At 73.7% G+C, this 26494-nt stretch carries 28 protein-coding genes; 18 read left to right on the top strand and 10 right to left on the bottom strand.

Annotation, left to right across the window (positions count from 1 at the left end):
- The coding region (locus tag RY076_RS23400; RefSeq protein WP_323102400.1) for a DUF222 domain-containing protein at nt 1-971 on the bottom strand (971 nt) is incomplete at its 3' end.
- A 121-nt stretch (nt 972-1092) separates the two neighbouring features.
- On the opposite strand from RY076_RS23400, the gene RY076_RS23395 reads away from it, so the two are divergent.
- Nucleotides 1093-1665, top strand: coding sequence for a GNAT family N-acetyltransferase (locus RY076_RS23395; protein WP_323102398.1), 573 nt, complete (start codon nt 1093-1095; stop codon nt 1663-1665).
- 30 nt (nt 1666-1695) lie between these two features.
- Here the strand turns inward: RY076_RS23395 and RY076_RS23390 are convergent, their stop codons facing one another.
- Nucleotides 1696-2961 (bottom strand): GNAT family N-acetyltransferase, encoded by a 1266-nt coding sequence (locus tag RY076_RS23390; RefSeq protein ID WP_323102395.1) that lies wholly within the window; start codon nt 2959-2961, stop codon nt 1696-1698.
- Between the two features lie 52 nt (nt 2962-3013).
- Between RY076_RS23390 and RY076_RS23385 the strand changes: the two genes are divergently transcribed.
- The 4 genes from RY076_RS23385 to purL all read left to right on the top strand — a co-directional run bounded on the left by RY076_RS23385 (nt 3014) and on the right by purL (nt 7047).
- Nucleotides 3014-3640, top strand: a complete 627-nt coding sequence (locus RY076_RS23385; protein WP_323102393.1) for an LURP-one-related/scramblase family protein — start codon at nt 3014-3016, stop codon at nt 3638-3640.
- 91 nt (nt 3641-3731) lie between these two features.
- Nucleotides 3732-4037 carry a phosphoribosylformylglycinamidine synthase subunit PurS gene (gene purS, locus RY076_RS23380; protein WP_323102390.1) on the top strand — a complete coding sequence of 102 codons (306 nt, stop codon included), beginning with the start codon at nt 3732-3734 and terminating at the stop codon, nt 4035-4037.
- Entirely contained in the window at nt 4034-4729 is a 696-nt protein-coding gene (purQ, locus tag RY076_RS23375) for a phosphoribosylformylglycinamidine synthase subunit PurQ (protein WP_323102388.1), read from the top strand. The genes purS and purQ overlap by 4 nt, the downstream gene beginning before the upstream one ends.
- The gene (purL, locus tag RY076_RS23370; RefSeq protein ID WP_323102387.1) at nt 4726-7047 is read left to right on the top strand and encodes a phosphoribosylformylglycinamidine synthase subunit PurL; all 2322 of its coding nucleotides are present in this window, start codon (nt 4726-4728) and stop codon (nt 7045-7047) included. Before purQ ends, purL begins: the two co-directional genes overlap by 4 nt.
- 58 nt (nt 7048-7105) lie before the next feature.
- On the opposite strand, the gene RY076_RS23365 is transcribed toward purL, so the two are convergent.
- The 3 genes from RY076_RS23365 to RY076_RS23355 are packed head-to-tail and all read right to left on the bottom strand — an operon-like array spanning nt 7106 to nt 9319.
- A complete protein-coding gene (locus RY076_RS23365; RefSeq protein WP_323102384.1) occupies nt 7106-7993 on the bottom strand; it encodes a spermidine synthase in 888 nt (295 codons plus the stop codon).
- A gap of 7 nt (nt 7994-8000) precedes the next feature.
- Complete coding sequence (locus tag RY076_RS23360; RefSeq protein WP_323102381.1) at nt 8001-8867, bottom strand: GNAT family N-acetyltransferase; 867 nt, start codon at nt 8865-8867, stop codon at nt 8001-8003.
- Nucleotides 8868-8893: 26 nt separating this feature from the next.
- Nucleotides 8894-9319, bottom strand: coding sequence for a VOC family protein (locus RY076_RS23355; RefSeq protein WP_323102380.1), 426 nt, complete (start codon nt 9317-9319; stop codon nt 8894-8896).
- A 123-nt stretch (nt 9320-9442) separates the two neighbouring features.
- On the opposite strand from RY076_RS23355, the gene RY076_RS23350 reads away from it, so the two are divergent.
- From RY076_RS23350 to purM, 8 genes are all read left to right on the top strand, one after another.
- Nucleotides 9443-10324, top strand: a complete 882-nt coding sequence (locus RY076_RS23350; protein WP_323102378.1) for an LLM class flavin-dependent oxidoreductase — start codon at nt 9443-9445, stop codon at nt 10322-10324.
- 86 nt (nt 10325-10410) lie between these two features.
- Nucleotides 10411-10785: a sterol carrier family protein gene (locus tag RY076_RS23345; protein ID WP_323102376.1), complete on the top strand. Its 375-nt coding sequence runs from the start codon at nt 10411-10413 to the stop codon at nt 10783-10785.
- Nucleotides 10786-10787: 2 nt separating this feature from the next.
- A complete protein-coding gene (locus tag RY076_RS23340) occupies nt 10788-11033 on the top strand; it encodes a hypothetical protein (RefSeq protein ID WP_323102374.1) in 246 nt (81 codons plus the stop codon).
- Nucleotides 11030-12211, top strand: a complete 1182-nt coding sequence (locus RY076_RS23335) for a CaiB/BaiF CoA transferase family protein (RefSeq protein WP_323102372.1) — start codon at nt 11030-11032, stop codon at nt 12209-12211. Before RY076_RS23340 ends, RY076_RS23335 begins: the two co-directional genes overlap by 4 nt.
- The gene (gene thpR, locus RY076_RS23330; protein ID WP_323102370.1) at nt 12208-12777 is read left to right on the top strand and encodes an RNA 2',3'-cyclic phosphodiesterase; all 570 of its coding nucleotides are present in this window, start codon (nt 12208-12210) and stop codon (nt 12775-12777) included. Before RY076_RS23335 ends, thpR begins: the two co-directional genes overlap by 4 nt.
- A 98-nt stretch (nt 12778-12875) precedes the next feature.
- Entirely contained in the window at nt 12876-14438 is a 1563-nt protein-coding gene (gene purF, locus RY076_RS23325; RefSeq protein ID WP_323102369.1) for an amidophosphoribosyltransferase, read from the top strand.
- A gap of 283 nt (nt 14439-14721) precedes the next feature.
- Nucleotides 14722-15645 (top strand): hypothetical protein, encoded by a 924-nt coding sequence (locus tag RY076_RS23320; protein WP_323102366.1) that lies wholly within the window; start codon nt 14722-14724, stop codon nt 15643-15645.
- A gap of 213 nt (nt 15646-15858) precedes the next feature.
- Nucleotides 15859-16989 (top strand): phosphoribosylformylglycinamidine cyclo-ligase, encoded by a 1131-nt coding sequence (gene purM / locus RY076_RS23315; protein WP_323102364.1) that lies wholly within the window; start codon nt 15859-15861, stop codon nt 16987-16989.
- A 245-nt stretch (nt 16990-17234) separates the two neighbouring features.
- Here purM and RY076_RS23310 read toward each other — a convergent pair whose 3' ends face one another.
- Entirely contained in the window at nt 17235-17426 is a 192-nt protein-coding gene (locus tag RY076_RS23310) for a DUF3073 domain-containing protein (protein WP_323102362.1), read from the bottom strand.
- A gap of 600 nt (nt 17427-18026) precedes the next feature.
- Here RY076_RS23310 and RY076_RS23305 point away from each other — a divergent pair.
- Both RY076_RS23305 and RY076_RS23300 read left to right on the top strand, forming a co-directional pair.
- Nucleotides 18027-18218, top strand: a complete 192-nt coding sequence (locus RY076_RS23305) for a BldC family transcriptional regulator (RefSeq protein ID WP_323102359.1) — start codon at nt 18027-18029, stop codon at nt 18216-18218.
- A 146-nt stretch (nt 18219-18364) separates the two neighbouring features.
- Entirely contained in the window at nt 18365-18799 is a 435-nt protein-coding gene (locus tag RY076_RS23300; protein WP_323102357.1) for a VOC family protein, read from the top strand.
- Between the two features lie 4 nt (nt 18800-18803).
- Here the strand turns inward: RY076_RS23300 and RY076_RS23295 are convergent, their stop codons facing one another.
- Nucleotides 18804-20456: a PucR family transcriptional regulator gene (locus RY076_RS23295; protein ID WP_323102355.1), complete on the bottom strand. Its 1653-nt coding sequence runs from the start codon at nt 20454-20456 to the stop codon at nt 18804-18806.
- A gap of 176 nt (nt 20457-20632) precedes the next feature.
- Between RY076_RS23295 and RY076_RS23290 the strand changes: the two genes are divergently transcribed.
- Complete coding sequence (locus RY076_RS23290; RefSeq protein ID WP_323102352.1) at nt 20633-21919, top strand: NAD(P)/FAD-dependent oxidoreductase; 1287 nt, start codon at nt 20633-20635, stop codon at nt 21917-21919.
- A gap of 89 nt (nt 21920-22008) precedes the next feature.
- Here the strand turns inward: RY076_RS23290 and RY076_RS23285 are convergent, their stop codons facing one another.
- Nucleotides 22009-22479, bottom strand: coding sequence for a hypothetical protein (locus RY076_RS23285; protein WP_323102350.1), 471 nt, complete (start codon nt 22477-22479; stop codon nt 22009-22011).
- Between the two features lie 170 nt (nt 22480-22649).
- On the opposite strand from RY076_RS23285, the gene RY076_RS23280 reads away from it, so the two are divergent.
- On the top strand, nt 22650-23438 hold the full coding sequence (locus tag RY076_RS23280; protein WP_323102348.1) for a response regulator transcription factor: 789 nt from the start codon (nt 22650-22652) through the stop codon (nt 23436-23438).
- Nucleotides 23438-24604 carry a sensor histidine kinase gene (locus RY076_RS23275; protein ID WP_323102346.1) on the top strand — a complete coding sequence of 389 codons (1167 nt, stop codon included), beginning with the start codon at nt 23438-23440 and terminating at the stop codon, nt 24602-24604. Before RY076_RS23280 ends, RY076_RS23275 begins: the two co-directional genes overlap by 1 nt.
- Before the next feature lie 117 nt (nt 24605-24721).
- Here the strand turns inward: RY076_RS23275 and RY076_RS23270 are convergent, their stop codons facing one another.
- Both RY076_RS23270 and RY076_RS23265 read right to left on the bottom strand, forming a co-directional pair.
- Nucleotides 24722-25843 (bottom strand): hypothetical protein, encoded by a 1122-nt coding sequence (locus RY076_RS23270; protein WP_323102344.1) that lies wholly within the window; start codon nt 25841-25843, stop codon nt 24722-24724.
- Complete coding sequence (locus RY076_RS23265) at nt 25840-26385, bottom strand: sigma-70 family RNA polymerase sigma factor (RefSeq protein WP_323102342.1); 546 nt, start codon at nt 26383-26385, stop codon at nt 25840-25842. The genes RY076_RS23270 and RY076_RS23265 overlap by 4 nt, the downstream gene beginning before the upstream one ends.
- Between the last annotated feature and the right edge of the window lie 109 nt (nt 26386-26494).

Here is a 26494-nt window from a genome sequence, read left to right as displayed (position 1 = left end):
GTGACGCGTTCGACGAGGGTGTCGGCCATGAGCTGGCCCTTGCTCCGGGCGTCGCTTGAGGCCTTGGCCGTTGCCGCGGCGCGGGTCAGGGCGGCGTGGACGGCGACGGCCTGAGCGACCGGGAGCAGCGCGGTGACCAGGGCCATGGTGTCCGGGACGGGGCGGATCGTGACCCGCCGCTCGGACTCGGCCAGGCGGGCTCGGGCGACGGCCGCCTCGGCGTCGAGCCGGTCGGCGCAGGCCCGGACGCGGCGTTCCAGCTCGCGGTCGCCCCACCCGCCAACCCCGGAAGTCGGGTCGTCGACATCGAGGTTGGTCCCGATGACCTCGGCGTCGACCCTGGACCGAACCGCCGGTTCGAGGTGGCCGGTGGCCCGGACGACGAGGTCGGCGCGCCGCTCGTTGAGGGCCCCGGCCGCCAACGCGTCCAGGGTGTGCGGCAGGTGGCGCACCAACGCCACCGACGCGTTCGCCAGGCGCGACCCCCGTGCGGGCGACTCGTGCCTGGCCAGGGCCACCTCGGCCGCGACCCCGGTGCGCGTCAGCATCAGACGCCGCGAGGACCGCGACCCGGCGCCGGCGTCCACGTCGTTGCTGCCCGCGTCGGAGCGCCCACCTCGCCGCATACCGGGGCGCCAGGCGGTGGCACCCTCGGGGTCGAGCTCGAGGATGCGGGCCCGGTCGCGGGCCAGCACCCACCCGTCGAAGTCACCGGCGTCGGCGCAGATGCGTGCCCGCTCCCGCAGCTGTGCCGCCTCCCCGGCGCGGGAGGCGACGAACCGCTCGGTCAGGCGCGCCTGGGCCGCCGCGCACGCGGCCTTGGCCACCTCCAGGGCGGCCAGGGCGTCAACCAGCGACGCGTCACTGGGCGCCTCGGCGCCGAGGGTCGCCAGCTCCGCCTGCAGGGCTGCCGTGAGCGCACCGAGGCGGTCGGCCGACCCGGTCTCGGCAACGCCAGCAGGTTCGAACACGTGTTCGATTCTACGCGAGAGCCCCGCGCCCATCAAGAGGTTGTCCACATCGAGTTCGGCTGCAGCACAGAGCAACCCGCTCAATGACATCGTTGTCGGTGGCTGGTGCGAGGATGCCGTCATGTCCGCCCTTCCTGTCGCCGTCGCGCCCGGATCGCTCAGCGCAGTCGCCCAGCCGACCCTCGAGGCGGGTGGTGGTCTGACGCTGCGCCCCTTCGTCGACGATGACTCCGACGCGCTCGTCCGCGCGTACGCCGACCCGGCCATCCAGCGCTGGCACCGCCGGTCGCTGAGTCACGCCGAGGCGCTCGAGTGGATCCGCGGGCGGGCCCACGCCAGGTGGCAGCGTGAGACCGGCGCCGAGTGGGCCGTCGTCGATGCGGCGGAAGCCCTGGTCGGCCGGGTCGGCCTCCCTGTCCTGCACCTCGACGAGGGCATCGCCGAGGTCGGCTACTGGGTGCTGCCGGAGGGCCGAGGGCGCGGCGTCGCAGGCCGAGCCCTTACCGCAGTGACGGACTGGCTCTTCGCCCTCGGGCTGCACCGCATCGAGCTGATGCACTCGATCCACAACCAGCCCTCGTGCCGCGTCGCCGTCAAGAACGGGTTCGAGCTCGAAGGCGTCCGCCGGTCGGCGCTGCTGCACCCGGACGGCTGGCACGACATGCACCTGCACGCCCGGCTCGCCCCCGCCTGAGCCGCCCGGCGGCGTCGAGGTGCCGGAGCCTCACGACGCGGCGGTGTCCGCCTCGAGGATCGCCCGGCTCATGCGCACGACGAGCTCCCGAACCTGCTCGAACCGGCCGGGGTCGTCGTCCGCTCCGTCGGCGTACCACCAGTCCCGGGCCCAGTCCACGAGGGCCGCGTCCCCGGGCCGGGATGCCGAGAACCGTTCTGCTGCAGCCCGTTTCGACAGCTGTTCGCCCTCGACGACCGCGCACCAGGCCCGGCACATCGACAGCACCGCGTAGGACTGCGCGCCCACGGGCCGCATGTCATCCACCCAGGTGGGCCAGTCCCGCACATGGGCCAGCAGGGCCTCGCGCAGCTGCTCCGGCGCCACCGCAGGCAGCACGTCACGGGCCGGTGGGCCGACGAGCGGCCGGCCCCGCTCGCGGACCGTGGCCCACGTCAGCACCCGGTGGTGGGTCGCCGGCAGCAGGTGCAGGGCCTCGCCGGGGCTGATCCGCATGATGACGTGACCCGTTGTGGGCTCGCCACCGGCCGCGAGCGACTCGACCGTCGCCATCCCGACGGTCTCCACCTCGACGCGTCCGACCCAGGCCGGGTGGCGTGCCTCGACCGACGCGTGCACCGGTGCCACCGTAGCGAGCGTCCTGTCGTCGGGCGCGTGCCGCAGCGCCACGAGCACGTCGAGGTCGCTGCGGGCCGGGGTGAAGTCGCCGGCGACGAGCGAGCCGTGCACCCAGACGCCCACGAGCACGTCGCCGAGCGCGTCCACCAGGCCGCGCGCCAGGTCCTCGAGCACCGCCCACGGCCCGACGCCGCGGCGCATCGCGACGCGCCGGCCCACCGCGTCGAGGCCGAGGCGTCGCTCGGTCGCGCGGAGTGCCTGCAGGCCCGGCGTCAGGTCGGTCAGCGTCTCGAAGCCGCGACGCTCGTAGAACGGCCCGTTCCACCGCACGTCCGCGAAGGTGCAGAGGGTCACGGCGTCGTGGCCCGCCCGCGCAGCCCACGCGACCGACGCGTCGAGCAGCGCGGTCCCGACGCCCCGGCCCGTGGCGTCGGGGAGCACCGACAGCTGCTCGAGGTGCGCCTCGCCGTCGACGACCTCGAGCCGCGCGAACCCGACGACCCCCGATGCGTCCTCGGCCACGAGCACCCGCGCGGCGTGCGCGAGCTCCGCAGCCGTCGTGGCGACCGGCGGGATCGGCCCGATGCCGTGGCGGGCGAACACCTCGTCGGAGGCCTCCTCGAGCGCCGGCAGGCCGGCCAGGTCATCGGGGCAGGCCGGGCGCACGGTCGTCGTCACCCGCGCCAGCCTGTCACGGCGCCGCCTGCGAGCGCTGTGGCACGCTGGCGGCATGAGCGAGCCCGTCGCCGAGCAGCCCGCCCCCGACACCGATCACTACGTCGTGCGCCAGCGCGTCACGATGATGGTCAACCGGTACGAGATCCACCGCTCCGACGGCACCGGCGCCGAGCTGGGGATGCTGTGCTTCGCCGAGCAGAAGCGGATGAAGCTCAAGGAGGAGGTGACCTTCTTCAGCGACGCCGCGAAGACGCACGCGCTCTTCGGGTTCCGCGCCCGCAAGGTCATCGACCTCGGCTCGGGCTACGACGTCGTCGACGCGAACGGCCAGCCGATCGGCTGGTTCAAGAAGAACTTCGGGGCCTCGCTCGCCAGCTCCACGTGGCACCTGCGCGACGCCGCCGGCCTCGAGAGCACCGGCAGCGAGCGCAACGCCAAGGTGGCCATCCTGCGCCGGATCTGGGACGTCGTTCCGGTCGTCGGCGACATCCCGGTGCCGTGGCTGTTCCACTTCGACTTCCGCACGCCGGAGGGCGAGACGGTCCTCAGCTCGACCAAGCGCGTCGGGGTCCGCGACGTCTACCACGTCGACCTGCCGGCCCTGCCCGACGGCCGCCGACTCGACTGGCGCGTCGGCGCTGCGATGGCCGTCGCCCTCGACGCCCTGCAGTCGCGCTGAGACGCGGTCCGGAGCACGTGTGGGGGCCGATAGACTTCGGCCGTCCGAACGGACGCTCCTGACCCCGTCCAGACAGGGAGAACCATCACCGATGGGAAGCATCGTCGTCGACGTCATGCTCAAGCCCGAGATCCTCGACCCCCAGGGCCAAGCCGTCGGCGGGGCACTCCCGCGCCTCGGCTTCGACGGGTTCACCGACGTCCGTCAGGGCAAGCGGTTCGTCCTCACGGTCGACGGTGACGTCACCGAGGAGCACCTCGCCGCGGCCCGCGAGGCCGCCGAGAAGCTGCTGTCGAACCCCGTCATCGAGGACGTCGTCTCGGTCCGGGTCCTCGAGGACGCCACGGACGCGGGGGATGCCGGCGGCGCCGACGCGTCGAAGGACGACGCGCGGTGAAGGTCGGCGTCGTCACCTTCCCCGGCTCGCTCGACGACCGTGACGCGGCCCGTGCCGTGCGCGAGTGCGGCGGCGAGGCGGTCTCCCTCTGGCACGGCGACGCGGACCTCAAGGGTGTCGACGCCGTCATCCTGCCCGGCGGGTTCTCCTACGGCGACTACCTGCGCTGCGGCGCCATCGCCCGCTTCGCGCCGGTCATGGACGCGCTCGTCCCCGCCGCCAAGGGCGGCCTGCCGGTCCTCGGCATCTGCAACGGCTTCCAGGTGCTCACCGAGAGCCACCTGCTCCCCGGCGCGCTGATCCGCAACGACCACCGCAAGTTCAACTGCGTCGACACCCGGCTCGTCGTCGAGAACGCGTCGACCGCGTGGACCAGCGAGTTCGAGGCCGGCCAGGAGATCACCATCGTCCTGAAGAACGGCGAGGGCGGCTTCGTCGCCGACGACAAGACCCTCGACAAGCTCGAGGGCGACGGACGCGTCGTGTTCCGCTACGTCACCGACGCCGAGGGCCGCAACCCCAACGGGTCCTACCGCAACATCGCCGGGATCACGAACAAGCGCGGCAACGTCGTCGGCCTCATGCCGCACCCCGAGCACTGCATCGAGGAGGGCTACGGCCCCAGCCTCGACGGCCGGGCCTTCTTCACCTCGCTGATCAAGCACACCCTCGAGAGCGCAGCCACCGCATGAGCGACACCGCAGCCACGGCCACCGCCGCCACCACCGAGACCGGCCTCGACACCGTCGCGAACGCGGCGGCCACCCCCGACGTCGAGCAGCCATGGGCCGAGCTCGGCCTCAAGTCCGACGAGTACGCCAACATCCGCGAGATCGTCGGCCGCCGGCCCACCATCGCCGAGCTGGCCATGTACTCGGTCATGTGGTCCGAGCACTGCTCGTACAAGTCGAGCAAGGTCCACTTCAAGCTCTGGGGCGAGAACACCACCGACGAGATGCGCGAGAAGCTCCTCGTCGGCATCGGTGAGAACGCCGGCGTCGTCGACATCGGCGACGGCTGGGCGGTCACGTTCAAGGTCGAGTCGCACAACCACCCGTCCTACGTCGAGCCCTACCAGGGTGCGGCCACCGGCGTCGGCGGCATCGTCCGCGACATCATGTCGATGGGCGCCCGCCCGATCGCCGTCATGGACCCGCTGCGTTTCGGCAACCTGCACCACCCCGACACCCAGCGCGTCCTGCCGGGCGTCATCGCGGGCGTCGGCGGCTACGGCAACTGCCTCGGCCTGCCGAACATCGGCGGCGAGGTCGTCTTCGACGACTGCTACCAGGGCAACCCGCTCGTCAACGCCCTCTGCGTCGGCGCGATGCGCGTCGAGGACATCCACCTGGCCAAGGCCAGCGGCGTCGGCAACAAGGTCATCCTCTTCGGCGCCAAGACCGGTGGCGACGGCATCGGCGGCGTCTCGGTCCTCGCGTCCGAGACGTTCGAAGCCGGCGGTCCGGCCAAGCGCCCCGCCGTGCAGGTCGGCGACCCGTTCGCCGAGAAGGTGCTCATCGAGTGCTGCCTCGACCTCTACAAGGCGAAGGTCGTCGACGGCATCCAGGACCTCGGCGGTGCCGGGCTGTCCTGTGCCACCAGCGAGCTCGCGAGCAACGGCGACGGCGGCATGCACGTCGAGCTCGACCGCGTGCCGCTGCGCGACGCGACGCTCGAGCCGCACGAGATCCTCATGTCCGAGTCGCAGGAACGGATGATGGCGGTCGTCGAGCCGAAGCACCTCGACGAGTTCATGGCCATCACCGACCGCTGGGACGTCGAGGCCACCGTCGTCGGCGAGGTCACCGACGGCGACCACCTCGTCATCACGTGGCACGGCGAGGTCATCGTCGACGTGCCGCCCCGCTCGGTGGCGCACGAGGGCCCGACGTACAACCGTCCGCTGGCCCGCCCCGACTACCTCGACGCGCTCAACGCCGACTCGGCCGCGACGCTCGAGCGCCCGGAGTCCGGCGACGACATCCGCGCCCAGCTGCTGACGCTCCTCGGCTCGCCGAACCTCTGCGACAAGTCGTGGGTCACCGACCAGTACGACCGCTACGTGCTCGGCAACACCGCGCTCGCGCAGCCCGACGACGCCGGCGTGGTCCGCGTCGACGAGGAGACCGGCCGCGGCGTCGCCGTCGCGACCGACTGCAACGGGCGCTTCGCCAAGCTCGACCCGTACACCGGTGCCCAGCTCGCCCTGGCCGAGGCCTACCGCAACGTCGCCACGGCCGGCGCCGCGCCGCTCGCCGTCACCGACTGCCTCAACTTCGGCTCGCCGGAGGACCCGGGCGTCATGTGGCAGTTCCGCGAGTCGATCCGCGGCATCGCCGAGGGCTGCAAGACCCTCGGCATCCCGGTCACCGGCGGCAACGTGTCGTTCTACAACCAGACCGGCGACGTCGCCATCCACCCGACGCCCGTCATCGGCGTGCTCGGGGTCATGGAGGACGTCTCGAAGCGCTCCGGCTCGGGCTTCCGCTCCGACGACGCGCACGTCTACCTCCTCGGCACGACCCGCGACGAGCTCGACGGCTCCGAGTGGGCGCACGTCGTGCACAAGCACCTCGGCGGCCTGCCGCCGAAGGTCGACCTCGCCGCCGAGCAGGCCCTCGGCGAGGCGCTCGTCCGCGCCGCGCAGGCCGGCATCGTCGAGGCCGCGCACGACCTCTCCGAGGGTGGCCTCGCGATCGGCCTGGCCGAGATGGCGATGCGCCACGGCGTCGGCGTCACCGTCGACGGCCTCGACCGCGTCGGCGCGACCGAGCAGGGCGAGCCCCTCGACGCGTTCACGGCCCTCTTCTCCGAGTCCACGGCCCGCGTCCTCGTGGCAGTCCCGGCCGGCCACGCGGCCGAGTTCGAGCAGCTGCTCGGCGAGGTCCCGCACGTGCGCATCGGCGTCACCGGCGGCCGCGATGTCGAGGTCACCGACCTCCTCACGGTGTCGGTGACCGAGCTGCGCTCGGCCCACCAGTTCACGATGCCGGCGGTCTTCGGCGGCTAGTCGACACGTTCTCCCGCGAGGGGGTGGCGCCCGGTCGGGTGCCGCCCCCTCGCGCGCTTCAGACGACGCGCCAGCCGGACGCGTCAGGCGGCTCGGGGCTGCGGGTCCCGTTGTCCCCGAACGGTTTCGCGCCGGCGCAGAGACGATTGAGCTCGTCCCCGACGCGCAGCCCCGTGGGCAGGGCTGCCCGGGCGACGTCGCGGCGCAGCCGGTCGACCGGCAGGGGCGCGGACGAGGCGACGAGCACGACGTTGCCGAAGCGTCGACGCTTGAGCACCTCGTGCGTCGCGACGAGCGCGACCTCGGGCAGCGCCTCGCGGACCGTCGCGACGACGCGGGACACCCAGTGCAGGCCCGGCTCGTCTGCGAGGTTCCACAGCGCGACGCCACCGGGGCCGAGCACCCGCGCCAGCTGCGTCGCGTACGTGGCGCCGACGAGCTCGCCGGGCACGCGGCCGCCCGCGTAGGCGTCGGTGACGACGACCCCGGCCGACGCGTCGCGCAGCGCGGCGACGCCGGTGAGGCCGTCGACGGGCCGCACCCGGATGCGGTGTCGCCGGGGGAGCGGCACCTGCTCGCGGACGAGTGCGGTGAGCGCGGCGTCGGGCTCGAGGACGATCTGCGGCGAGCCCGGACGCGTCGCCTCGACGTAGCGCGGCAGCGTCAGCCCCGCGCCACCGACGTGCGTCACGGCGAGTGGCGTCGGTGGCTCGGGGGCGAGGGCGTCGAGGACGAGCCCGAGGTGCTGGACGTACTCGAAGACGAGGACGGTCGGGTCGTCGGGCTGCACGTGCGACTGCGGCGAGCCGTCCATGTGCACGGTGACGCCCCCGCGCTCGTCCCACTCGAGAGAGACGTGGCTCGCGGGCCCGGCGTCGGTCGCGGCGCCCTCAGGGCCCTCGGGGGTCGCGCGGGCCGGGCCGCCGCGTCGGGCGCGCGCACTCATGCGGGGCTCACGTGAGGTCGACGACGAGCTGGCGCTGCTCGCCGTAGCGGCGGAAGCCGACCGAGCGCAGGATCGGCGAGGACGTCTCGACCCGGCCGTGCGTCAGCGCGAGGGTCGCCCCGGCGTCGAGGACGTGGCGCAGCCGGGCCTGGAGGACGGCGCGGTAGGCGCCGCGCCCGCGCAGGTCGGGGTGGGTGCCGGCGCCCCAGAAGCGGGCTACCGACCCGGCGAGGGTCCAGCCGCCGGTGCTCGCCGGGCGGCCGTCGACCGTGGCGAGGACCCTCCCGCCGGAGTCGTCGGCCAGGCCCGTGTCGACCTCCGCGACGTTGACGTCGACCTCGGCGTCGTCGGGCTCGTTGCCGCCGAAGGCCAGCTGGCTGATGAGGAGCGCCTCGAGCACGTCGGCGCGGTCGACGACGCGGCGCACCGCGACGTCGCCGGGCACCCCGAGGTCGGGTACCTCGCCCTGGGAGAGGTCGAACGCGAGCACGTCCGACCGCTCGACGACGGCGCCACCACGACGCAGGAGCTCGTCCTCGAGGCCAGCCGGGCGCGTCGTGTCCGACACGATCCACCAGAGCCGGTCGCGGCCGAGGTCACGCGCCACCGCGTGGACCTCGTCGACGAGGTCACGTGGGTCACGACCTGCGCCGACCGCGTCGAGCACGCGGGCACTCGTCGGCGTCAGGAACGTCTCGGGGTAGGCGACGACGAGGTACTCCTCGGTGCGGACGCTGCGCGCGAAGTCGGGCACCCACGACCACGCGGTCGACGCGGCGAGCACCGATGCGTCGTCCCACGGCGCCGGTGCGGAACCGGTGGCCACCTCGGAGGTCGGGGCGGCAGGCGCGTCGGGGCCCTGGTCGGTCGTCACCGGACCAGCCTAGGAGGACGCCGGAGTCAGGAGCCCATCGCCGTGGTGCCGTCGGACATGACCGGCGAGATGAGACCGAAGACGTTGCCGTCGGGGTCGTGGAGGTAGGCGAGGCGACCGACGCCCTGCATGTCGTTCGGCGCGAGCGCCTCGGTGCCACCGAGCTCGAGGCCCTTGGCGAAGAGGCCGTCGACGTCGTCGACCGCGACGACGAGGTTGGCGCCGTTGACGGCCCCGCCGATCTCGGGCTTCGCGCCCTGGCGCTGGGTCAGGCCGCCGTTGATGCCGTGGCCGGGCCCGCCCTGGCGCATCGCCTCCTCGCCGGTGTCGATGGACCAGTACGGCATGTCGCCGAACTGCTGGAAGGACCAGCCGAGCAGCCGGCCGTAGAAGTCGACGAGGACCGCAGGGTCCGAGCCGTGGATCTCGAAGTGGACGACGAGGCTGGACATGGCGGCTCCTTCGCGGCGCGTGGGCCACCCGGTGCGCCCCGGGTGGTCCTCCCGACGCTACGACCCGGCGCCGACAGCGACAACGGTTCGGGGACACCGCCCGTTCGGTACTACGGTCGGAGCATGCGCTTCGGTCTCGCGATCCTGCCCGAGCACGCCTGGTCCGTCGCCCAGCCGATGTGGCGCGAGGCCGACGCGATGGGCTTCGACCACCTCTGGACCTTCGACCACATCACGTGGGGCGGTCTGCCAGAGTCGCCGTGGTTCGCCGCCGTGCCGACCCTCGCCGCCGCGGCCGCCGTCACCTCGAACGCGCGCCTCGGCACCTTCGTGTCCTCGCCGAACAACCACCACCCGGTGCAGTTCATGCGCGAGGTGCTCGCACTCGACGACATCTCCGGCGGCCGCTTCCTGCTCGGCGTCGGCACGGGCGGCGACCTCGACTCGCGCATCACCGGCGACGACCTGCCGCTCAAGGAGCGCGTCGCCCGGTTCCACGAGTTCACCGACCTGCTCGACCGGCTGCTCCGCGAGGACCGGGTGTCGGCCGACGGCCGGTTCTACTCGGCGCGCGACGTGCAGACGCGGCCCGGCCCGGTGCGCGGCCTGGCCGAGGGCCACCGGGTGCCGCTCGTCATCGCGGCCAACGGCCCCCGGTCCATACGGCTCGCGGTGCACCGGGGCGATGCGTGGATGACCTACGGCGGCAGCGCGGACACCGACACCGAGTGGTGGGCCCTCGTCGCCGGCCACTGCCGCGTCGTCGAGGAGACGCTCGAGGGGTCAGGCCGCGCACCGGGCAGCCTCGACCGTTACCTCAACCTCGACAGCGCGCCGACGTTCTCGCTGAGCAGCGTCGACGCGTTCGAGGATGCTGTGGGGCGCGCCGCCGATCTCGGCTTCACCGATGTCATCACGCACTGGCCGCGGGCCGCCGAGCCGTATCGCGGCGACCGTTCGGTGCTCGACGCCGTCGTCTCCGACGTCATCCCGCGCCTGCGCTGACGCGCGGGCCCGGCGACCGTGCCGACGCGTCGGGCTGCGTCGGGCTGCGTCGGTGGGCGTCGGTGGGCGCGGCTAGGCTGCCGCGCATGCCGCCACGCCGACGCACCCCGGTCGACGCCGGTCGGGCCGCTCTGGAGGCCTGCCGCGCCGCCGACTTCGCGGCCGACCGCCAGACCCTCGCCACCGCCGTGCGCTACACGCTCGAGGAGCTCGCCACCGTGGCCCCGGGCCGCACCGTCGAGGTCCGCGTGCCGCCGTTCGGCGCGGCCCAGTGCATCGAGGGCCCGGTGCACCGCCGCGGCACCCCGCCCAACGTCATCGAGACCGACGCCGACACGTGGCTCCGCCTCGCCGTCGGCGACCTGTCGTGGGACGACGCCGTCGACGCCGCCCGGGTCCGCGCCAGCGGCCAGCGCGCCCACCTGGACGGCCTGCTGCCGCTGCGCTCGCTTACGCTGTGACCGTGAGTCCCGACGTCCCCCGCACCCCGAACTTCAAGCGCTTCCTCGTCACCGGGGCCCTCGTCGGGCTCGTCATCGGCGTCGTCATCGGCCTGCGCGAGCCCGGCGGCCCGAGCTACACCGTGACGAAGTCCTACGACGTCGGCACGGCGATCCTCTTCCTCGGTGCCCTCGGGGTGTTCCTCGGCGCGGGCCTGGCCGGCATCATCGCGCTCCTGCTCGACCGCACGGGCCGCGACCGCTCGTGAGCCCGGCGCCGCGCGGAGGTCCCCTCGCGGGCGTCCGCGTCGTCGAGCTGGCCGGCATCGGCCCGTCCCCGTTCGCGGCGATGCTGCTCGCCGATCTCGGCGCCGACGTCATCCGCATCGACCGCCCCGGGCTGTCACCGCTGCCGGTGCCGCTCGAGCCCGAGCACGACCTGCTCCGACGCGGCCGCCCCTCGGTCGCGCTCGACCTCAAGCACCCCGACGGTCTCGCGACCGCCCTGCACCTCGTCGAGCAGGCCGACGTGCTCGTCGAGGGCTACCGCCCCGGCGTCGCCGAGCGACTCGGCCTCGGCCCCGACACGTGCCTCGAGCGCAACCCCCGGCTCGTCTACGGGCGCATGACCGGGTGGGGCCAGGACGGGCCGCTCGCGCAGGCCGCCGGCCACGACATCGGCTACATCGCCATCACCGGCGCGCTCGGCGCCATCGGCCGCGAGGGCGGCCCGCCGCAGGTGCCGGTCAACCTCGTCGGCGACTTCGGCGGCGGCGCGCTCTACCTCGTCGTGGGCGTCCTCGCGGCCCTGCTCGAGGCACGCGCGAGCGGGCAGGGGCAGGTGGTCGACGCCGCGATCGTCGACGGCACCGCACACGTCTCCTCGCTCGTCCTCGGCCTCGTCGGCGCCGGGCTCTGGAGCGACCGCCGCGGCACCAACCTCCTCGACACCGGCGCCCCGTTCTACGACGTCTACGAGACGAGCGACGGCGGCTGGATGGCCGTCGGCCCGCTCGAGCAGGGTTTCTACGACACCTTCCTCGAGCTGCTCGGTCTCACCGACGCCGCGCCGAACCGGCTGGACCCGAGCGAGTGGCCGGCGCTGCGCGCCCTGCTCGCCGACACCTTCCGCACCCGCACCCGCGAGGAGTGGACCGCCCTCTTCGAGGGCACCGACGCCTGCGTCGAGCCGGTGCTGTCCTACGCCGAGGCGCCGGCCCACCCGCACCTGGCCGCGCGCGGCACGTACGTCGAGCACCACGGCGTCGTGCAGCCGGCGCCGGCGCCCCGGTTCTCCCGCACGCCGGCCGCCCTGACCACCCCGCCCTCGCCGGTCGGCGCCGACACCCGTTCGGCGCTCACCGCGTGGGGCGTGCCCGACGTCGAGGGTCTGCTGGCCTCCGGGGCGGCCATCGACACGTCGGGCTCCCGGGCCCCGGCGCCGTGAGGCTCTTCGTCGCGCTCGTCCCGCCCGACGACGCCCTCGAGCACCTCGCCTCCCACGTCGAGCCCCGCCGCGAGGCCGGGGCCGAGCTGCGCTGGACCGACCCGCACCAGTGGCACGTGACGCTCGCCTTCCTCGGCGCGGTCCCGGAGAGAAGCCTCGACGACCTCACCGACGCCCTGGCCGGCGTCGCGTCGCGGCGTGACCCGCTCGTGCTGCGGCTGTCGGGAGCCGGCGTCTTCCCGAACCCCTATGCGGCCAGGGTGCTGTGGGCGGGCGTCGAGGTGCTCCACGGCGACCTCACCGCCCTGGCCAGGGCCACCCGCGGCGCCGCGAACGGCGTCGGCGCCACCCCTGACGGCACCCGCTTCCACCCGCACGTCACCCTCGGGCGCTTCCCGCGTCCGGCCGAGGCCACCCGCTGGCTGCGCGCGTTCGACGCCTACGAGGGGCCGACGTGGCGGGCCGACGAGGTCGTCCTCGTCGAGTCGCACCTCGGCGAGGGCCGCGGCCGTCGACCCCGCTATGAGGTCCTGGCCGCGCTCCCGCTGGACCGACCCGCCGACTAGCGCGCCCGCGCGGGACGCATCGGGGCTCGGGAGGGTGGCGCGCGCGCCCGGGGTGGGACGCGTCGGGACGACCCTCGGGCCTGTGCGACACTGGGCCCGTGGCACGCGGCGACGGTCGACTGAACCATGACCTCATCTCCGGCGAGAAGGGCCCGCAGGATGCCTGCGGGGTCTTCGGCGTCTGGGCCCCGGGAGAGGACGTCGCGAAGCTGACGTACTTCGGGCTCTATGCGCTGCAGCACCGGGGGCAGGAGTCGGCGGGCATCGCCACCGGCGACGGCGAGAAGATCCTCGTCTACAAGGACATGGGCCTCGTGAGCCAGGTCTTCGACGAGACCGCCCTCAGCTCGCTGCGCGGTCACCTCGCCATCGGCCACACGCGCTACTCGACGACCGGCGGGTCGACGTGGGAGAACGCGCAGCCGACCCTCGGCGGCACGGGCCACAGCACGCTGGCCCTGGCCCACAACGGCAACCTCATCAACACCGTCGAGCTGCGCGCCCTCGTCGACGAGCACTTCGGCGGCACCCGCGTCACCGGCGAGCTCGCCCGGGGCAACACCTCCGACACCGCCCTCGTCACGACGCTCCTCGCCGCCGACGAGGACCGCACCCCCGAGCAGGCCGCCCTCGAGCTGCTGCCGAAGCTGCGCGGCGCCTTCTCCTTCGTCTTCATGGACGAGCAGACGCTGTACGCCGCCCGCGACCCGTGGGGCGTGCGCCCGCTCGCGCTCGGTCGTCTCGAGCGCGGCTGGGTCGTCGCCTCCGAGACCGCCGCGCTGCAGACGATCGGCGCTTCCGTCATCCGCGAGGTCGAGCCCGGCGAGCTCATCGCCATCGACGAGAACGGCCTGCGCTCGCACAAGTTCGCCGAGCCCCAGCCGAAGGGCTGCGTCTTCGAGTACGTCTACCTCGCGCGTCCCGACGCGGTCATCCGCGGACGCGTCGTCCACGAGGCGCGCGTCGAGATGGGCCGCGTCCTGGCCCGCGAGCACTCCGTCGACGCCGACCTCGTCATCGGTGTGCCCGAGTCGGGCGTGCCTGCGGCCGTGGGCTACTCGCAGGAGTCCGGCATCCCGTTCGGGCAGGGCTTCGTCAAGAACGCCTACGTCGGACGCACGTTCATCCAGCCGTCGCAGACGCTGCGCCAGCTCGGCATCCGGCTCAAGCTCAACCCGCTCGAGCACACGATCCGCGGCAAGCGCCTCGTCGTCGTCGACGACTCGATCGTGCGCGGCAACACCCAGCGGGCCCAGATCCGGATGCTCCGCGAGGCCGGCGCCGCCGAGGTCCACGTGCGCATCTCCTCGCCGCCCGTGCAGTGGCCGTGCTTCTACGGCATCGACTTCGCCACGCGCGCCGAGCTCATCGCCACCGGCCTCGGCACCGAGGAGATCCGCGCCTCGATCGGCGCCGACTCGCTCGGCTACATCTCCGAGGAGGGCATGATCGGGGCCACGAACCAGCCGCGCGAGCAGCTGTGCACGGCGTGCTTCACCGGTCGCTACCCGATCGAGCTGCCCGAGGACGGCCAGATCGGCAAGCACGTGCTCGAGACCCTCCCGCTGACGGTGCGCACCGGCCACGACCGGTCCGTCGACGTCGAGGGCGTCACGCTCGGCGTCTCCGCCGGCGGCGAGAATGCCCTCCAGCACCCCTGACGCGCCACCCCTGACGCACCACCCCTGACGCGCCACCCCTGACCCGCCGCCAGCTCTCCCCCTCCTCGGCCGTTCGAGGTAATCCGTCGCGTCCTACCGCGGCCGATTACCTCGAACCGAGTCAGCCGAGACGGTTGGAGGTGAGGTCTCGCGTGGGAACGCGACGCAGAACCTCGAACCGTTGGGGCTGAAGCGTCCACATCCCCGCGGCGGCGGCCGCCCCCGTCCACAACGGGGCGACGGGACCCTGCGGCACAGCCCACACCGGCGACAGCCTCGGGCCATGAACGCCACCGAACGACGCGCACTGGCCCGCGGACTCGCCGACGAGCAGGGCGGCGTCGTGTCACGGCGACAGCTGCGGGCCGTCGGCATCACCCATGACCACGTCCGCAACGAGGTCGCCGCGGAGCGCTGGACGACGCTCGGTCGTCAGGCAGTCGCGGTCCATGGTGGGCCGCTGCCGGCGCAAGCCCGGGCCTGGGCTGCCCTCTGGGAGGTCGGCGAGCGCATCGCAGTCCTCGACGGGGTCACCTCGTTGTCGGCCGCCGGAATGACCGGCTTCGACGAGGCGACCCTTCACGTGTCAGTGAGGCACACCCACGACATCCCTCGCCTCCAGGGCGTACGAGTGCACAAGGTCATCCGACGCCTCGACGACGAACTCATCCAGGTCGGCATCCCACGCACCCGCCCGGCCGTCGCAGCCGTCAGAGCCGCCGGCTGGGCCGTGAGCGACCGGCAGGCCGCCCTGCTGCTGCTGATGCCGGTGCAGCAGCGCCTGACCACCCCCGACGCGTTGCTCGAGGCCTCGCGACGATGCCTCGGTCGACGGCGGCGAGGCTTCATCCGCGGTGTGGTTCGCGACATCACGCTCGGGGTGGAGTCGCTCGGCGAGCTCGACTTCGCGCGACTCTGCCGCGCCCGCCGGATGCCCGAGCCGTCACGGCAGGTGCTGCGGCGCGAACCGCGGGGTCGCATGTACCTCGACGTGCGGTGGGACCGCTTCGACCTCGTCGTCGAGATCGACGGGATGCAGCACCGCGAGGGGCTTGCCGTCAGCGTCGACAACCTCACGCGCAACGCCGTGGTCCTCGGCGGTGACCGCGTCCTACGGATCGACCTCGTGGGACTTCGGTGTCATGAGGACGAGTTCCTGGCCCAGGTGGCTCTCGGGCTGGCCACTGCTTGCTCGCTGTCGAGGTAGTTTCTCGCGCCGGAGTGCGACCGTTCACCTCGACTCCGAGTGCTGTGCAGGGGGTCGAGGTGATTTCTCGCGCCGGACCGCGACCGAATACCTCGAACCGAAAGGAAGGGGACGGGGTGCCGGCAGGTCCGACGCGCGGGTCATCCGACCACACGATAGCCAAGCGACAGACGTGCGGGAGAGCGTCCCGGCCACGCCGGTAGGCTGGGGCGCGTGAGCGACGCCCCCATCACGTATGCCTCCGCCGGTGTCGACGTCGAGGCGGGTGACAAGGCCGTCGAGCTGATGAAGGAGTCGGTCCGTCGCGCGACCCGACCCGAGGTGGTCGGCGGGCTCGGCGGCTTCGCCGGCATGTTCGACGCGAGCGCCATCGCGCGCATGACCCGGCCGATCCTCGCCACGAGCACCGACGGCGTCGGCACCAAGGTCGCGATCGCCCAGGCCCTCGACCGGCACGACACCATCGGCTTCGACCTCGTCGGCATGGTCGTCGACGACATCGTGGTCTGCGGGGCCGAGCCACTCTTCATGACCGACTACATCGCCACGGGCAAGGTCGTGCCCGAGCGGATCGCCGCCATCGTCGGCGGCATCGCCCGGGCCTGCGAGGAGGCGGGCGTGGCCCTCGTCGGCGGCGAGACCGCCGAGCACCCGGGCCTGCTCGAGCCCGACGAGTACGACGTCGCGGGCGCGGCCACCGGCGTCGTCGAGTTCGCGGACGTGCTCGGCCCGCAGCGGGTGGCGGACGGCGACGTCGTCGTGGCCCTCGCGAGCAGCGGCCTGCACAGCAACGGCTACAGCCTCGTGCGCCGCGTCGTCGCGAGCGCGGGCTGGGCCCTCGACCGGCACGTCGACGACTTCGGCCGCACCCTCGGCGAGGAGCTGCTCGAGCCGACCCGGCTCTACACCAAGCCGCTGCTGTCGATCATCGGCGACGACGGGGTGCAGATGCACGCCCTGAGCCATGTCACCGGCGGCGGGCTCGCGGCCAACCTGGCGCGCGTCCTGCCCACGGGCACGTTCGCCCGCCTCGACCGCTCGACGTGGACGCCGCCCGCGGTCTTCCGCACCGTCCAGGACCTCGGACGGGTGCCGCAGGCCGACATCGAGCGCACCCTCAACCAGGGCGTCGGGTTCGTGGCCGTGCTGCCCGAGGCGCATGCCGACCGCGCCATCGAGCTGAGCGGGGCCATGGGCATCACCGCCTGGCGCCTCGGCGAGGTGACGACGGAGGAGTCCGCTGTCTCGACGGGCATGCTCGAGCGCGACGTCGAGGTGGTCCGTGGCGCCAAGGGCGTCGACGGTGGCGCCGTGCAGGTCGTCGGGCAGCACCCGGCGCCCTGACGTCCGGCGGCGCCGCTTGGCGCCGACGGGGGCCGACGACACGGCTACGCAGGGTGGCACGGCGTGCGCCGGGGATGACGAAGCCCGCACACCATGAAGGGTGTGCGGGCATCCAGGTGTCACTCAGACGCGACCCGGCCACTGGTGCCGGCCGGCGGGTGTCAGCTGACTAGATCTCAGCACTGATCGCGCGCCGGGTGGGAACACCCGACGCACGAGGTGCAGACGGAAGAGGGAGGACGAGCTCAGCGCTCGCCCGAGACCCACTTCCCGTATTCGTCGTACTCGTCGTCGACGGACTGTGGCTGGTTGGAGACGTCGCGTTGCGACGGTCCGTGCAGCTCACGCTCCAGCGCGCTCAAGTCCGTGTCGGGTGTGTAGTACTTGAGCTGCCGTGCGACCTTGGTCTGCTTGGCTTTGGCTCGGCCGCGCCCCATGGCGTGACCCCCTCGTGCGTCGTGCCGGGACGGCATCGCGCCTCGAAGAGCCGGATGGCTCGTCGATGTCTGCGTAGCGGTCCCGGGAATGTGTGTGTTCTCGTGGTGCTAACGCTACATGAGTGAGGCAAATCGCGCCCGCGCCCACCCCGCATTCCGACGGCGCCGATGCCGACCGTTCCGAGAGGACGTGGCGGCGACGCGGGGACGGCGGGGGGACGACGGGGTGACGGGCGGATGACACGGGGCTCACGCGTCGATGACGCGCCTGCGGCAGCGCTCCGACGCCGGTGGCCGGCGGGACGGTGGCTCAACCCTGCTGAGACGTGACGGACGCCACGTCGCGCGCCCGACGCCTCGGCCCCCACCGGCCGCGGAGACCCGACAGGATGCCGCCTGGGCGACGTGACAGGCAGGCTCATCGCCCCGGTGGTGACCTTGGCGTGGTATACACCATCGCCCCGGATCGCGCGCCGATTTGAGACTTTTCGGGGTTTAACTGCCATTCAGCGCCTCGAGACTTTACCCTTGCTTTACTGAGCCCCGGTTGGGGCGCATGCGTGTCGCTGCACCTAGCGACAGGGTGGTGGGGATATGACAATGACGACTCAGGATCGGCACGACACCGAAAAACTGCTCACGCCTGCTGAGGTCGCGGCCCTCTTCCGGGTGGACCCGAAGACGGTCACCCGCTGGGCCAAGGCCGGCAAGCTCACCTCGATCCGCACGCTCGGCGGTCATCGCCGGTACCGCGAGTCCGAGGTCCGCGAGCTCCTCGGCGGTGGGCACTGACCGGCCGGAACCAGGGGGAACCGGTCGATGACACGGGGGAGGGGTGCTTCGTCGTACCCCTCCCTCACTTTTCCCGGGCGCTGCCAGGTGGTCCGTCCCGGGCTGAGGTTCGCTGCGCCGTCGGTGGTGCGTCCTAGGGTCGAGGGATGACGACTCCGGACATCAGCGCCATCACCCTCGGGGTCCGCGACGTCGAGGCGTCGCGCGCCTTCTACGTCGACGGCCTCGGCTTCCGGTCCGTCCTGCACCTGCCCGGCGAGATCGCCTTCGTCCAGTGCGCCCCGGGCCAGCTGCTTGCGCTGTGGAACGTCACGTCGATGCCGAGCGAGTACGGCGACGTGGGCCACGGCACCCAGGCGCCCCCGATGTCGTTGGGGCACAACGTCGCCGACGCGTCCGACGTCGTTCGGCTCCATGACGCCGCCGTGGCGGCCGGGGCCACGAGCGTCACGATGCCGGCCGTGCGCGAGTGGGGTGGCACGAGCGCCTGCGTCGCCGACCCCGACGGCTTCCGCTGGGACTTCGTGCACAACCCGAACTTCCGCGTCGGCGCGGACGGCCTCGTCGAGCTCGGCGACTGACGCGTCAGTGGCCGAGGGCGCGCAGCTGCAGACGCAGCGCCAGGCGCGTCTCGGGGTCGTGGAGGTCGAGGTCCACGACGTCGGAGAGCCGCTGCATCCGGTAGCGCAGCGTGTTCGGGTGCACGTGCACCGCCCGGGCGGCGGCGCGCGGGTCGCCGGGGTGGTCGAGCCAGGCGGCGACCGTGGACAGGTAGGCGGTGCCGTGCTCCTCGTCGTGCAGGCGCAGCGACTCGACCGGCCCGAGCAGCTCCTCGGTCCAGATGCCGCTCAGCGCCCGGGCATTGGTGACCGCGGCCCAGGCGTCCTCGACCGTGACCGTCGTGCCCGTGACGCGCCCGGCCTCGCGCAGCCGCTGCACCTCGGTGGCCTCGCGCCGTGAGCGGTCGAGCTGCGCGACGCGGGAGACCCGCCCGCCGGCGCTCGCGGTCGCGGTGGGCGTGACGCCGGCGACCTCGGTGACGACGCCGAGCAGCCACTCCCACGTGCCGGGGGTCGTGTCGCCCGGAACGTCGCGGACGAGGGCCAGTGCGACGCCGTCGAAGCTCGCGAGGAGCGGCTGGCGCCACGACCGGCGCCGGGCAGCGGACTCCCACACGTCGAGCTCGCGGTCCGCAGCGCCTGTCGCTCCCGAGGAGCTCGAGCCGGCCCCCGAGGCGCCCGTGTCGGACGGCTGCTCGTGGGCGCCGGCCAGCACGGCGACCCGCCACGGAGGCGGGGGCAACCAGCCCTCGGCCTCGAGGCTGTCGCCGCTGAGGACGGCGCGCACCCGGTCGGCGGCGACGCGTCGCGCGAGGTCGGCCTGCGAGCGCAGCCGGAGCAGGTGCAGGGCCACGACCGACGCGGTCTGCGTCAGCGATCGGCGCACGGCCTCGGCCGGCTCGTCGTCGACGACCGCCCAGATCGATCCGAGCCACTCGGTGCCGGCGCGGACCGGTACGACGAGCCGCGCGCCGAGGTCGCGGCCCGCCGGCACGAAGAACGGCTCGTCGGACCGAGCCAGGCGTCGGAAGACGCCACGGCCGCGGAGCGAGGCGATGACCTCGTCGGGCACGCGGCGGCCGACGATCGTCGAGACGCGCGCCGGGTCGGAGACGGCCTGGGTGGAGGAGTAGGCGAGGACGCGCGACTGGGTGTCCTCGATGGTGATCGGGCCGCCGACGAGGGCGGCGCACGCGTCGGCCAGCGCGAACAGCTCGTCGAGCACCGGACCCTCGGCACGTACCGCCGGACCGCTCGCGGCCCGGTCGAGCACGCCGCGCAGCAGCCACACGACGTGGGCCCACGACGCGTGGTCGGCGAGCTCGACGAGCGTGACGCCGTGCCGCCTCGCGGCCGCACGCACCTGCTGGTTGCGCGCCGCGGCGCGTCGCAGCACCACGGCCCCGACGTCGACGCCTGCGGCCCCCTGGAGGAGGGCGGCGGCGTCGGCGGGTCGGTCGACACCGACGCCGAGCAGGAGGTCGCCGGCCTGGCCGAAGACGCCGGAACCGGGCTCGGCGAGCGTCACGTCGTCGACGGTGCGCCCGCCGGCATCGACGACGACCGTGAGCAGGCCGCCGCCGATGGTGCCGACGAGCTGCCCGACGGGCAGGCCGACCGAACTCGTCGATGACGTGCGGGTGGCGGCGCGGGTCGAGGCACGGCGGGGCGTGGCCATGGCTCCATGTTGCCACGGTCATTGTGTCCGGCGCACAACGATCTGCTCGAAGTTTGGTGACCTAGCACCACGGGCACCTGCTCGACCGGCCCCACCATGGACGTGGGCGCCACCCCACCGGCGCCCACCCAGCACGGATCACCGATCACGACCGATCACGACCAGGAGTCGACCCCATGGCTGCTGCCACCCCGGCCACCCCGTCCGTCCCGTCGGCGCACCGCGCCCCCGAGCGCGTCGCCGTCGTCGGCGCCGGCATGGTCGGGCTCGCCACCGCCTGGTTCCTCCAGGAGCGCGGCGTCGAGGTCACCGTCATCGACCGCGAGGGCGTCGCCGCCGGCGCGTCCTGGGGCAACGCCGGGTGGCTGACGCCGGGCATCGCAACGCCGCTGCCCGAGCCGGCCGTGCTCAAGTACGGCCTGCGCGCCGTCTTCAGCCCGAGCTCGCCCGTCTACGTGCCGCCGAGCGCGCGGCCCGACTTCCTGCGCTTCGTCACCGGCTTCACGCGCCACAGCACGATGAAGGCGTGGAAGAAGGCCATGGGCGCGCTCGTGCCGGTCAACGACCTCTCCCTGCAGAGCTTCGACCTGCTCAAGGCCGGTGGCGTCGACGCCGACACGTACGAGGCGAAGTCGTTCACGGCGGCCTACCGCACCGCCGAGGAGCGCCAGACCCTGCTCGAGGAGATCGAGCACATCCATGCCTCCGGCGGCGACATCACCTTCGACGTCCTCTCCGGCGACGAGGCCCGTGCCATCGAGCCGGCCCTGTCCGACCAGATCGGCGCCGCGATCGTGCTGCACGGTCAGCGCTTCATCAACCCGGGCGCCTACCTGGCCGCGCTCGCCGACTCGGTGACCGCCCGCGGCGGCAAGATCGTCACCGGCAGCGCCGTCACGGCCATCACCGACACCGCCGCCGGCGTCGTCGTCACCAACGACTTCGGCCAGGCCGAGCAGTACGACTCCGTCGTCGTCGCCACGGGCGCGTGGCTCGGCAAGCTGGCGCGGGAGTTCGGCGTCAAGCGGGTCGTGCAGGCCGGTCGCGGCTACTCCTTCAGCGTCGAGGTCGAGGACCTGCCCAACGGCCCGGTCTACTTCCCGGCCGCTCGCGTCGCGTGCACGCCGGTCGGCGACCGCCTGCGCGTCGCCGGCATGATGGAGTTCCGCCAGCCCGAGGCCGCGCTCGACCGGCGCCGCATCGGTGCCATCGTCGAGTCGGCCCGCCCGCTGCTCAAGGGCGCCGACCTCGACCACCGCCAGGACGAGTGGGTCGGCTCGCGCCCCTGCACCATCGACGGCCTGCCGCTCATCGGTGCCACGCGCAGCTCGAAGGTCTTCGTCGCCGGTGGCCACGGCATGTGGGGCATCACGCTCGGCCCGGTCACGGGTCGCCTGCTCGCCGAGCAGATCGTCACGGGCGCCACGCCGGACGCGCTGCGTCCGTTCAACCCGCTCCGCTGACGCGGATTCACCTGGGAGGGTGAAGGGCCCGCTCGACGTCCGACGTCGAGCGGGCCCTCCTGCATCTCCCGGACCGCGGCTGAAGGTGCTCAGGACTGAGAGGCCGGCACCCGGTTGACGGTGCACACGAACCGCTTGACGACGCCGGTGTCGACGAGGTCCCCTGCGGTCAGGGCGGCGACGACCTCGTTCGTCGCGTCGATGACGCCGTTGCCGTCGAGGTCTCCGGAGGCGACGGCGGCGGCATAGCCGTGGGGGGCCGTGACCGCGTGCACGGCCCACCGTCCACCGTTGAAGTCGCGGTAGCCGGGCGCCGAGGTGGCCACGCTGCGCTGGAGGGCGCCGAAGCTGTAGATCGTGTCGTAGCTGCTCTCGGGGGCCCCGGTGCCGGACAGGTCGGTGGGCGTCGCCACCGTCCGGTAGAGCACGTGGTCGACGTAGAAGGCCGGTCCGGAGACCCCGGCGGACGCTGGGGCAGCGGCGATCGTGGCCATCGCCGCCCCGCCGGCGAGAACGACCGACGCCGCCGCGACCAGGTTACGGACTCGCTTCTGCTTCATGGTTTCTCCTCGTGTGCCGGTCGGTCGACCGGGTTCTCCACGATTGAAGCCCTGGTCGGTGTACGCACTCCATGACGTCGTCGTTACGGCGTCCTTACGAGGTGCTGACGTGGCCCGCCCCGGGGCCGTCGAACGCGTGCACGACGCTGCGGGCGACCTATCCTGAGCCCGTGGAGACCGTGCTCGTCGTGGAGGACGACACGACCGTGTCCGGCGTCGTCGCGGCCTACCTCGAGCGTGCGGGCCTGGGCGTCGAGGTGGTCGTCGACGGTCTGGACGCCGTGGCGTCGGTCGCGCGTCGGCGACCCGACCTCGTGCTGCTCGACGTCATGCTGCCGGGGCTGGACGGCCTCGAGGTGTGTCGTCGGGTGCGCCGGCTTCACCCTGACCTGCCGGTCGTCATGCTCACCGCGCACGGGGAGGAGCACGACCGGATCGCCGGCCTCGAGCTCGGCGCCGACGACTACGTCACCAAGCCGTTCAGCCCCCGAGAGCTCGCGCTCCGGGTGCAGTCGATCCTGCGTCGCGCCCGGGGCGCGGACGCGCCCGCCGCCACGGCCGCGGCCGACCCGGGCGGGACGGTGCGGGCGGAGCTCCTCGTCGACGGCGACCTCACCGTCGACGGCGCCGGCCGCCGGGTGCACCTCGGCGGCGCCGAGACGGCCCTGACCACCCGCGAGTTCGACCTGCTCGCCTGGTTCGTCGGGCATCCGGGACGCGTCTTCACCCGCACCGACCTCATGCGGTCGGTGTGGGGCTGGGAGTTCGGCGACGAGTCCACGGTGACGGTCCACGTCCGCCGGGTGCGCGAGAAGGTCGAGGCCGACCCGAGCGCGCCGCGGCGCCTCGTGACCGTCTTCGGCGTCGGCTACAGGTGGGACCCGGCGCCGCCGGCCAGCCCGTCGACGCCGGGGCTCCCCGGCGACGCCGCGGCCCCGGAAGCAGCGGGAGGCCGGTGATGGATGCGGCCGGCGCGCAGGCTGTCCTCGTCTCCGCCGGGGTCGCGACCGTCGTGGGGGTCGCAGGGGTCCTCGTCGTCCGCTTCGCCACCCGACGCCCGACCCTGCGAGCGGCCGTTGCGGCGGCCCTCGCCACCCCGCTCGTCGTCGTCCTCGCCGTCGGCGCCGGCATCTACGCCGGCTCGCGGGCGATGCTGCTGTCCGAGCACGACTCGGCACTCGTCCTCATCAGCCTGCTCGCGACGGTCCCCGTCGCGGTCGCGGCCGGCTGGGCCGTCGCCCGGCACGTCCAGCACCTCGGCCGCGCCATGTCGCGCGCCGAGGAGGCCCGGCTGCGCGACCAGGCGATGGAGGAGCGCCGGCGCGAGCTCGTCGCGTGGGTCTCGCACGACCTGCGCAGCCCGCTCGCCGCGATCCGGGCGCTGGCCGACGCCCTCGAGGACGGCGTGGCCCCCGACCCGGAGCAGGCCTTCGCCCAGCTGCGCCGCGAGATCGCCCGGCTCGACGCCATGGTCGGCGACCTGCTCGACCTGTCGCGGATCACCGCCGGCGACGTCGCGCGCGACCGGGCGCTCGTCGACCTGTCGGACGTCGTCTCCGACGTCGTCGCCGCGGCCCGCCCGGTGGCGGCGCGGGTCGGGGTGTCGGTGGTCGGCACCACGTCGGGCACGCCGACCGCCGACCTCGACGCCCGCGACGTCACCCGGGTCGTCGACAACCTCGTCGCCAACGCCGTGCGGCACACCGCCCGGGGCAGCACGGTGCGGGTCGACCTCGCCGTCGACGGCCCGGACGCGGTGCTCGCCGTGTCGGACGCGTGCGGCGGCATCGCCGACGACGTGCTCCCGCGCGTGTTCGAGGCGGGCTTCCGCGGGTCGCCGGCCCGCACACCCACCGGCACGGCCGGAGCCGGGCTGGGACTGGCGATCGTGTCGGCCGTGGTCGGGGCCTACGGCGGCACCGTGACCGTGGCCAACATCGGTGCCGACGGCGCCCGCGGCGACGCGACGGCCCACGGCGGAACCGAGCCCGTCGAGGGCCCCCGCCCTCCGGTCGGTTGCCGCTTCGAGGTGCGCCTGCCCCTCGACGGCAGGCGACCGATGCCGCAGCCCACCCCGCGGGCGACCCCTGTGCACGACGAGGGCGCCGCCGCCTCCGCACCGTGACCTGACTCGTCGACGGCACCGACGGTGCCGGTCGGTGCCGGTCGGTGCCAGTCGGTGTCAGTCGGTGTCAGTCGGTGTCAGTCGGTGTCAGTCGGTGTCAGTCGGTGTCAGTCGGTGTCAGTCGGTGTCAGGGTCCTCGTCGCCCGAGCCGGGTCCGGTTGAGCCGGAGCCGGATCCGCTGTGCGAACCGTCATCGGACCGAGTGCCCGACCCGTCGCCGGACCGGTCCCCGGAGCCTTCGTGGGAGTCGTCCCCGGTGCCGTCGTCGGAGCCGGTGCCTGACCCGGAGTCGTCGGACTCGGGGTCGTCGTCCCCGCCGCCTTCGCTGGAGCGGTCGGTGCCGGACTGGTGCCCGGAGCCGGACGCGTCTGACGCGTCGTGACCACTCGTGCTCCCGCTCGTGTTCGTGCGGACCGGAACCGTCCCGGACTCCTCACCGCCGTCGTCGTCGCGCGAGTCGTCACGCCCGTCGTGGCGTGAACCCGAACCGGCCGGCCTCGTGACGGACGAGGTGGTGCCGCTCGCGCCGCCGTGGCGCGTCGAGCCCCGGTCGGCCGCGACCGGGGTGGTCGGGGCGACGGCGCCGGCACCGCCGAGTGACTCGACGACGCCGACGGGGGAGTCGAGCCGGTGGCGCGCCGCCGCCAGGGCGCCGGCCACCCCGGCCAGTCGGGCGCGCACGGCGTCGACCCCCAAGGTGCCGCCCACGGGGTCGCGCACCCCGTCGAGCACGTCGGAGGCCTCGGCGAGCAGCGACTCGGCACGGTCGAGGCCCGCGGTCGTCGGCTCGGCGTCGGGGGGCGCGACGAGCCCTTGGGCCTCCGCGACGAGGGCCTGCGCGCGGACGAGCGCCACGGGCGCGGCCGGCAGCACGGGCGACGGCAGCGGCGGCCGGGTGTCGTGCGCAGCGGGGACGAGCCCGAGCGCGACCGACGCGGCGGCTGCGACGAGGAGCCGCGAGGCGAGGACCGCGTGACGCTGCCTCCGGGTCGAAGCGGACGGACGTGGCGCATCCACCGCGAGCGCCGTTGTGCGCGAGTCGGTTCCGGTCGACGGCCCGGTCGCCGACCCGGTCATGGGTGCAGCGATGCCGGCGGCGGCGTCGGCGGCACGAGCCAGGCGCAGGAGCGCCTCGGCGGCACGGTCGTCGGGGCTCGACCTCGGATCCCGGTGAGCGGCGAGGCTGTCGAGGAGGAGGTCGTCGGCACGGACCGAGGCGAACGGCTCGGGACGGGTCATGACGTGTCCTCCTCGAGTCGTCGGCGCAGGGCGCGCAGGGCGCGGTGCTGAGCCACGCGGACGGCGGTCGGGGTCATGCCGAGCAGGCCTGCCACCTCGTCGGCGGACAGGCCGTCGACCACGCGGAGCAGCAGGATCTCGCGCTGGCGCTCGGGCAGCCCGCCGAGCGGTGCCAGTGCCCGGGACAGGTCATCGCCGGTGACGGCACGCTGCTCCGGCGTCGGCTCGGCCGATGCGGCGTCGGGCACGACGCCGGCGAACTCGCGGGCCCGGGCCAGCGAGCGCCGGGCCATCGAGACCTTGTTCGCGGCGATGCCGAAGACGAAGCTGCTGAAGGGGACCCCGCGCTCCTCGTAGCCGGGCAGGGCGTGGGCCAGGGCGAGACAGGCTTCCTGGGTGACGTCCTCGGCGAGCTCGTCGCCGAGGCGCGTGACGCAGTAGCGGTGGATGCGGGGCCGGAACTCGGCCAGCACGGCCTCCACCGCGTCGGGATCGCCCGACCGGCCTCGTCGCACGGCGTCGCGCAGCAGTGGCTCGTCCATGTCCTGTCCGCGTGGGTGGGTCCGCGTGGTGGTGGATTCGGACATTACACGCGCACCGGGCGTAACACTCGGCGATCGCGCGGCAATGTACGGGCGCACGCGGCCCCGG

Source organism: Intrasporangium zincisolvens, assembly GCF_034724055.1.
In the GTDB taxonomy this organism is placed as follows: domain Bacteria; phylum Actinomycetota; class Actinomycetes; order Actinomycetales; family Dermatophilaceae; genus Monashia; species Monashia zincisolvens.
Note: the sequence above shows the minus strand (reverse complement) of the source record. Positions and strands in the feature narration are given on the sequence as shown.

Coding starts and splice junctions, on each gene's coding strand:
- RY076_RS23350 (WP_323102378.1), top strand. CDS start 9,443: ATGCGCTTCGGTCTCGCGATCCTGCCCGAGCACGCCTGGTCCGTCGCC.
- RY076_RS23300 (WP_323102357.1), top strand. CDS start 18,365: ATGACGACTCCGGACATCAGCGCCATCACCCTCGGGGTCCGCGACGTC.
- purL (WP_323102387.1), top strand. CDS start 4,726: ATGAGCGACACCGCAGCCACGGCCACCGCCGCCACCACCGAGACCGGC.
- purS (WP_323102390.1), top strand. CDS start 3,732: ATGGGAAGCATCGTCGTCGACGTCATGCTCAAGCCCGAGATCCTCGAC.
- RY076_RS23365 (WP_323102384.1), bottom strand. CDS start 7,993: ATGAGTGCGCGCGCCCGACGCGGCGGCCCGGCCCGCGCGACCCCCGAG.
- RY076_RS23270 (WP_323102344.1), bottom strand. CDS start 25,843: ATGACCCGTCCCGAGCCGTTCGCCTCGGTCCGTGCCGACGACCTCCTC.
- RY076_RS23355 (WP_323102380.1), bottom strand. CDS start 9,319: ATGTCCAGCCTCGTCGTCCACTTCGAGATCCACGGCTCGGACCCTGCG.
- RY076_RS23265 (WP_323102342.1), bottom strand. CDS start 26,385: ATGGACGAGCCACTGCTGCGCGACGCCGTGCGACGAGGCCGGTCGGGC.
- RY076_RS23345 (WP_323102376.1), top strand. CDS start 10,411: ATGCCGCCACGCCGACGCACCCCGGTCGACGCCGGTCGGGCCGCTCTG.
- RY076_RS23295 (WP_323102355.1), bottom strand. CDS start 20,456: ATGGCCACGCCCCGCCGTGCCTCGACCCGCGCCGCCACCCGCACGTCA.
- RY076_RS23275 (WP_323102346.1), top strand. CDS start 23,438: ATGGATGCGGCCGGCGCGCAGGCTGTCCTCGTCTCCGCCGGGGTCGCG.
- RY076_RS23290 (WP_323102352.1), top strand. CDS start 20,633: ATGGCTGCTGCCACCCCGGCCACCCCGTCCGTCCCGTCGGCGCACCGC.
- RY076_RS23310 (WP_323102362.1), bottom strand. CDS start 17,426: ATGGGGCGCGGCCGAGCCAAAGCCAAGCAGACCAAGGTCGCACGGCAG.
- RY076_RS23395 (WP_323102398.1), top strand. CDS start 1,093: ATGTCCGCCCTTCCTGTCGCCGTCGCGCCCGGATCGCTCAGCGCAGTC.
- RY076_RS23305 (WP_323102359.1), top strand. CDS start 18,027: ATGACGACTCAGGATCGGCACGACACCGAAAAACTGCTCACGCCTGCT.
- RY076_RS23385 (WP_323102393.1), top strand. CDS start 3,014: ATGAGCGAGCCCGTCGCCGAGCAGCCCGCCCCCGACACCGATCACTAC.
- RY076_RS23320 (WP_323102366.1), top strand. CDS start 14,722: ATGAACGCCACCGAACGACGCGCACTGGCCCGCGGACTCGCCGACGAG.
- RY076_RS23285 (WP_323102350.1), bottom strand. CDS start 22,479: ATGAAGCAGAAGCGAGTCCGTAACCTGGTCGCGGCGGCGTCGGTCGTT.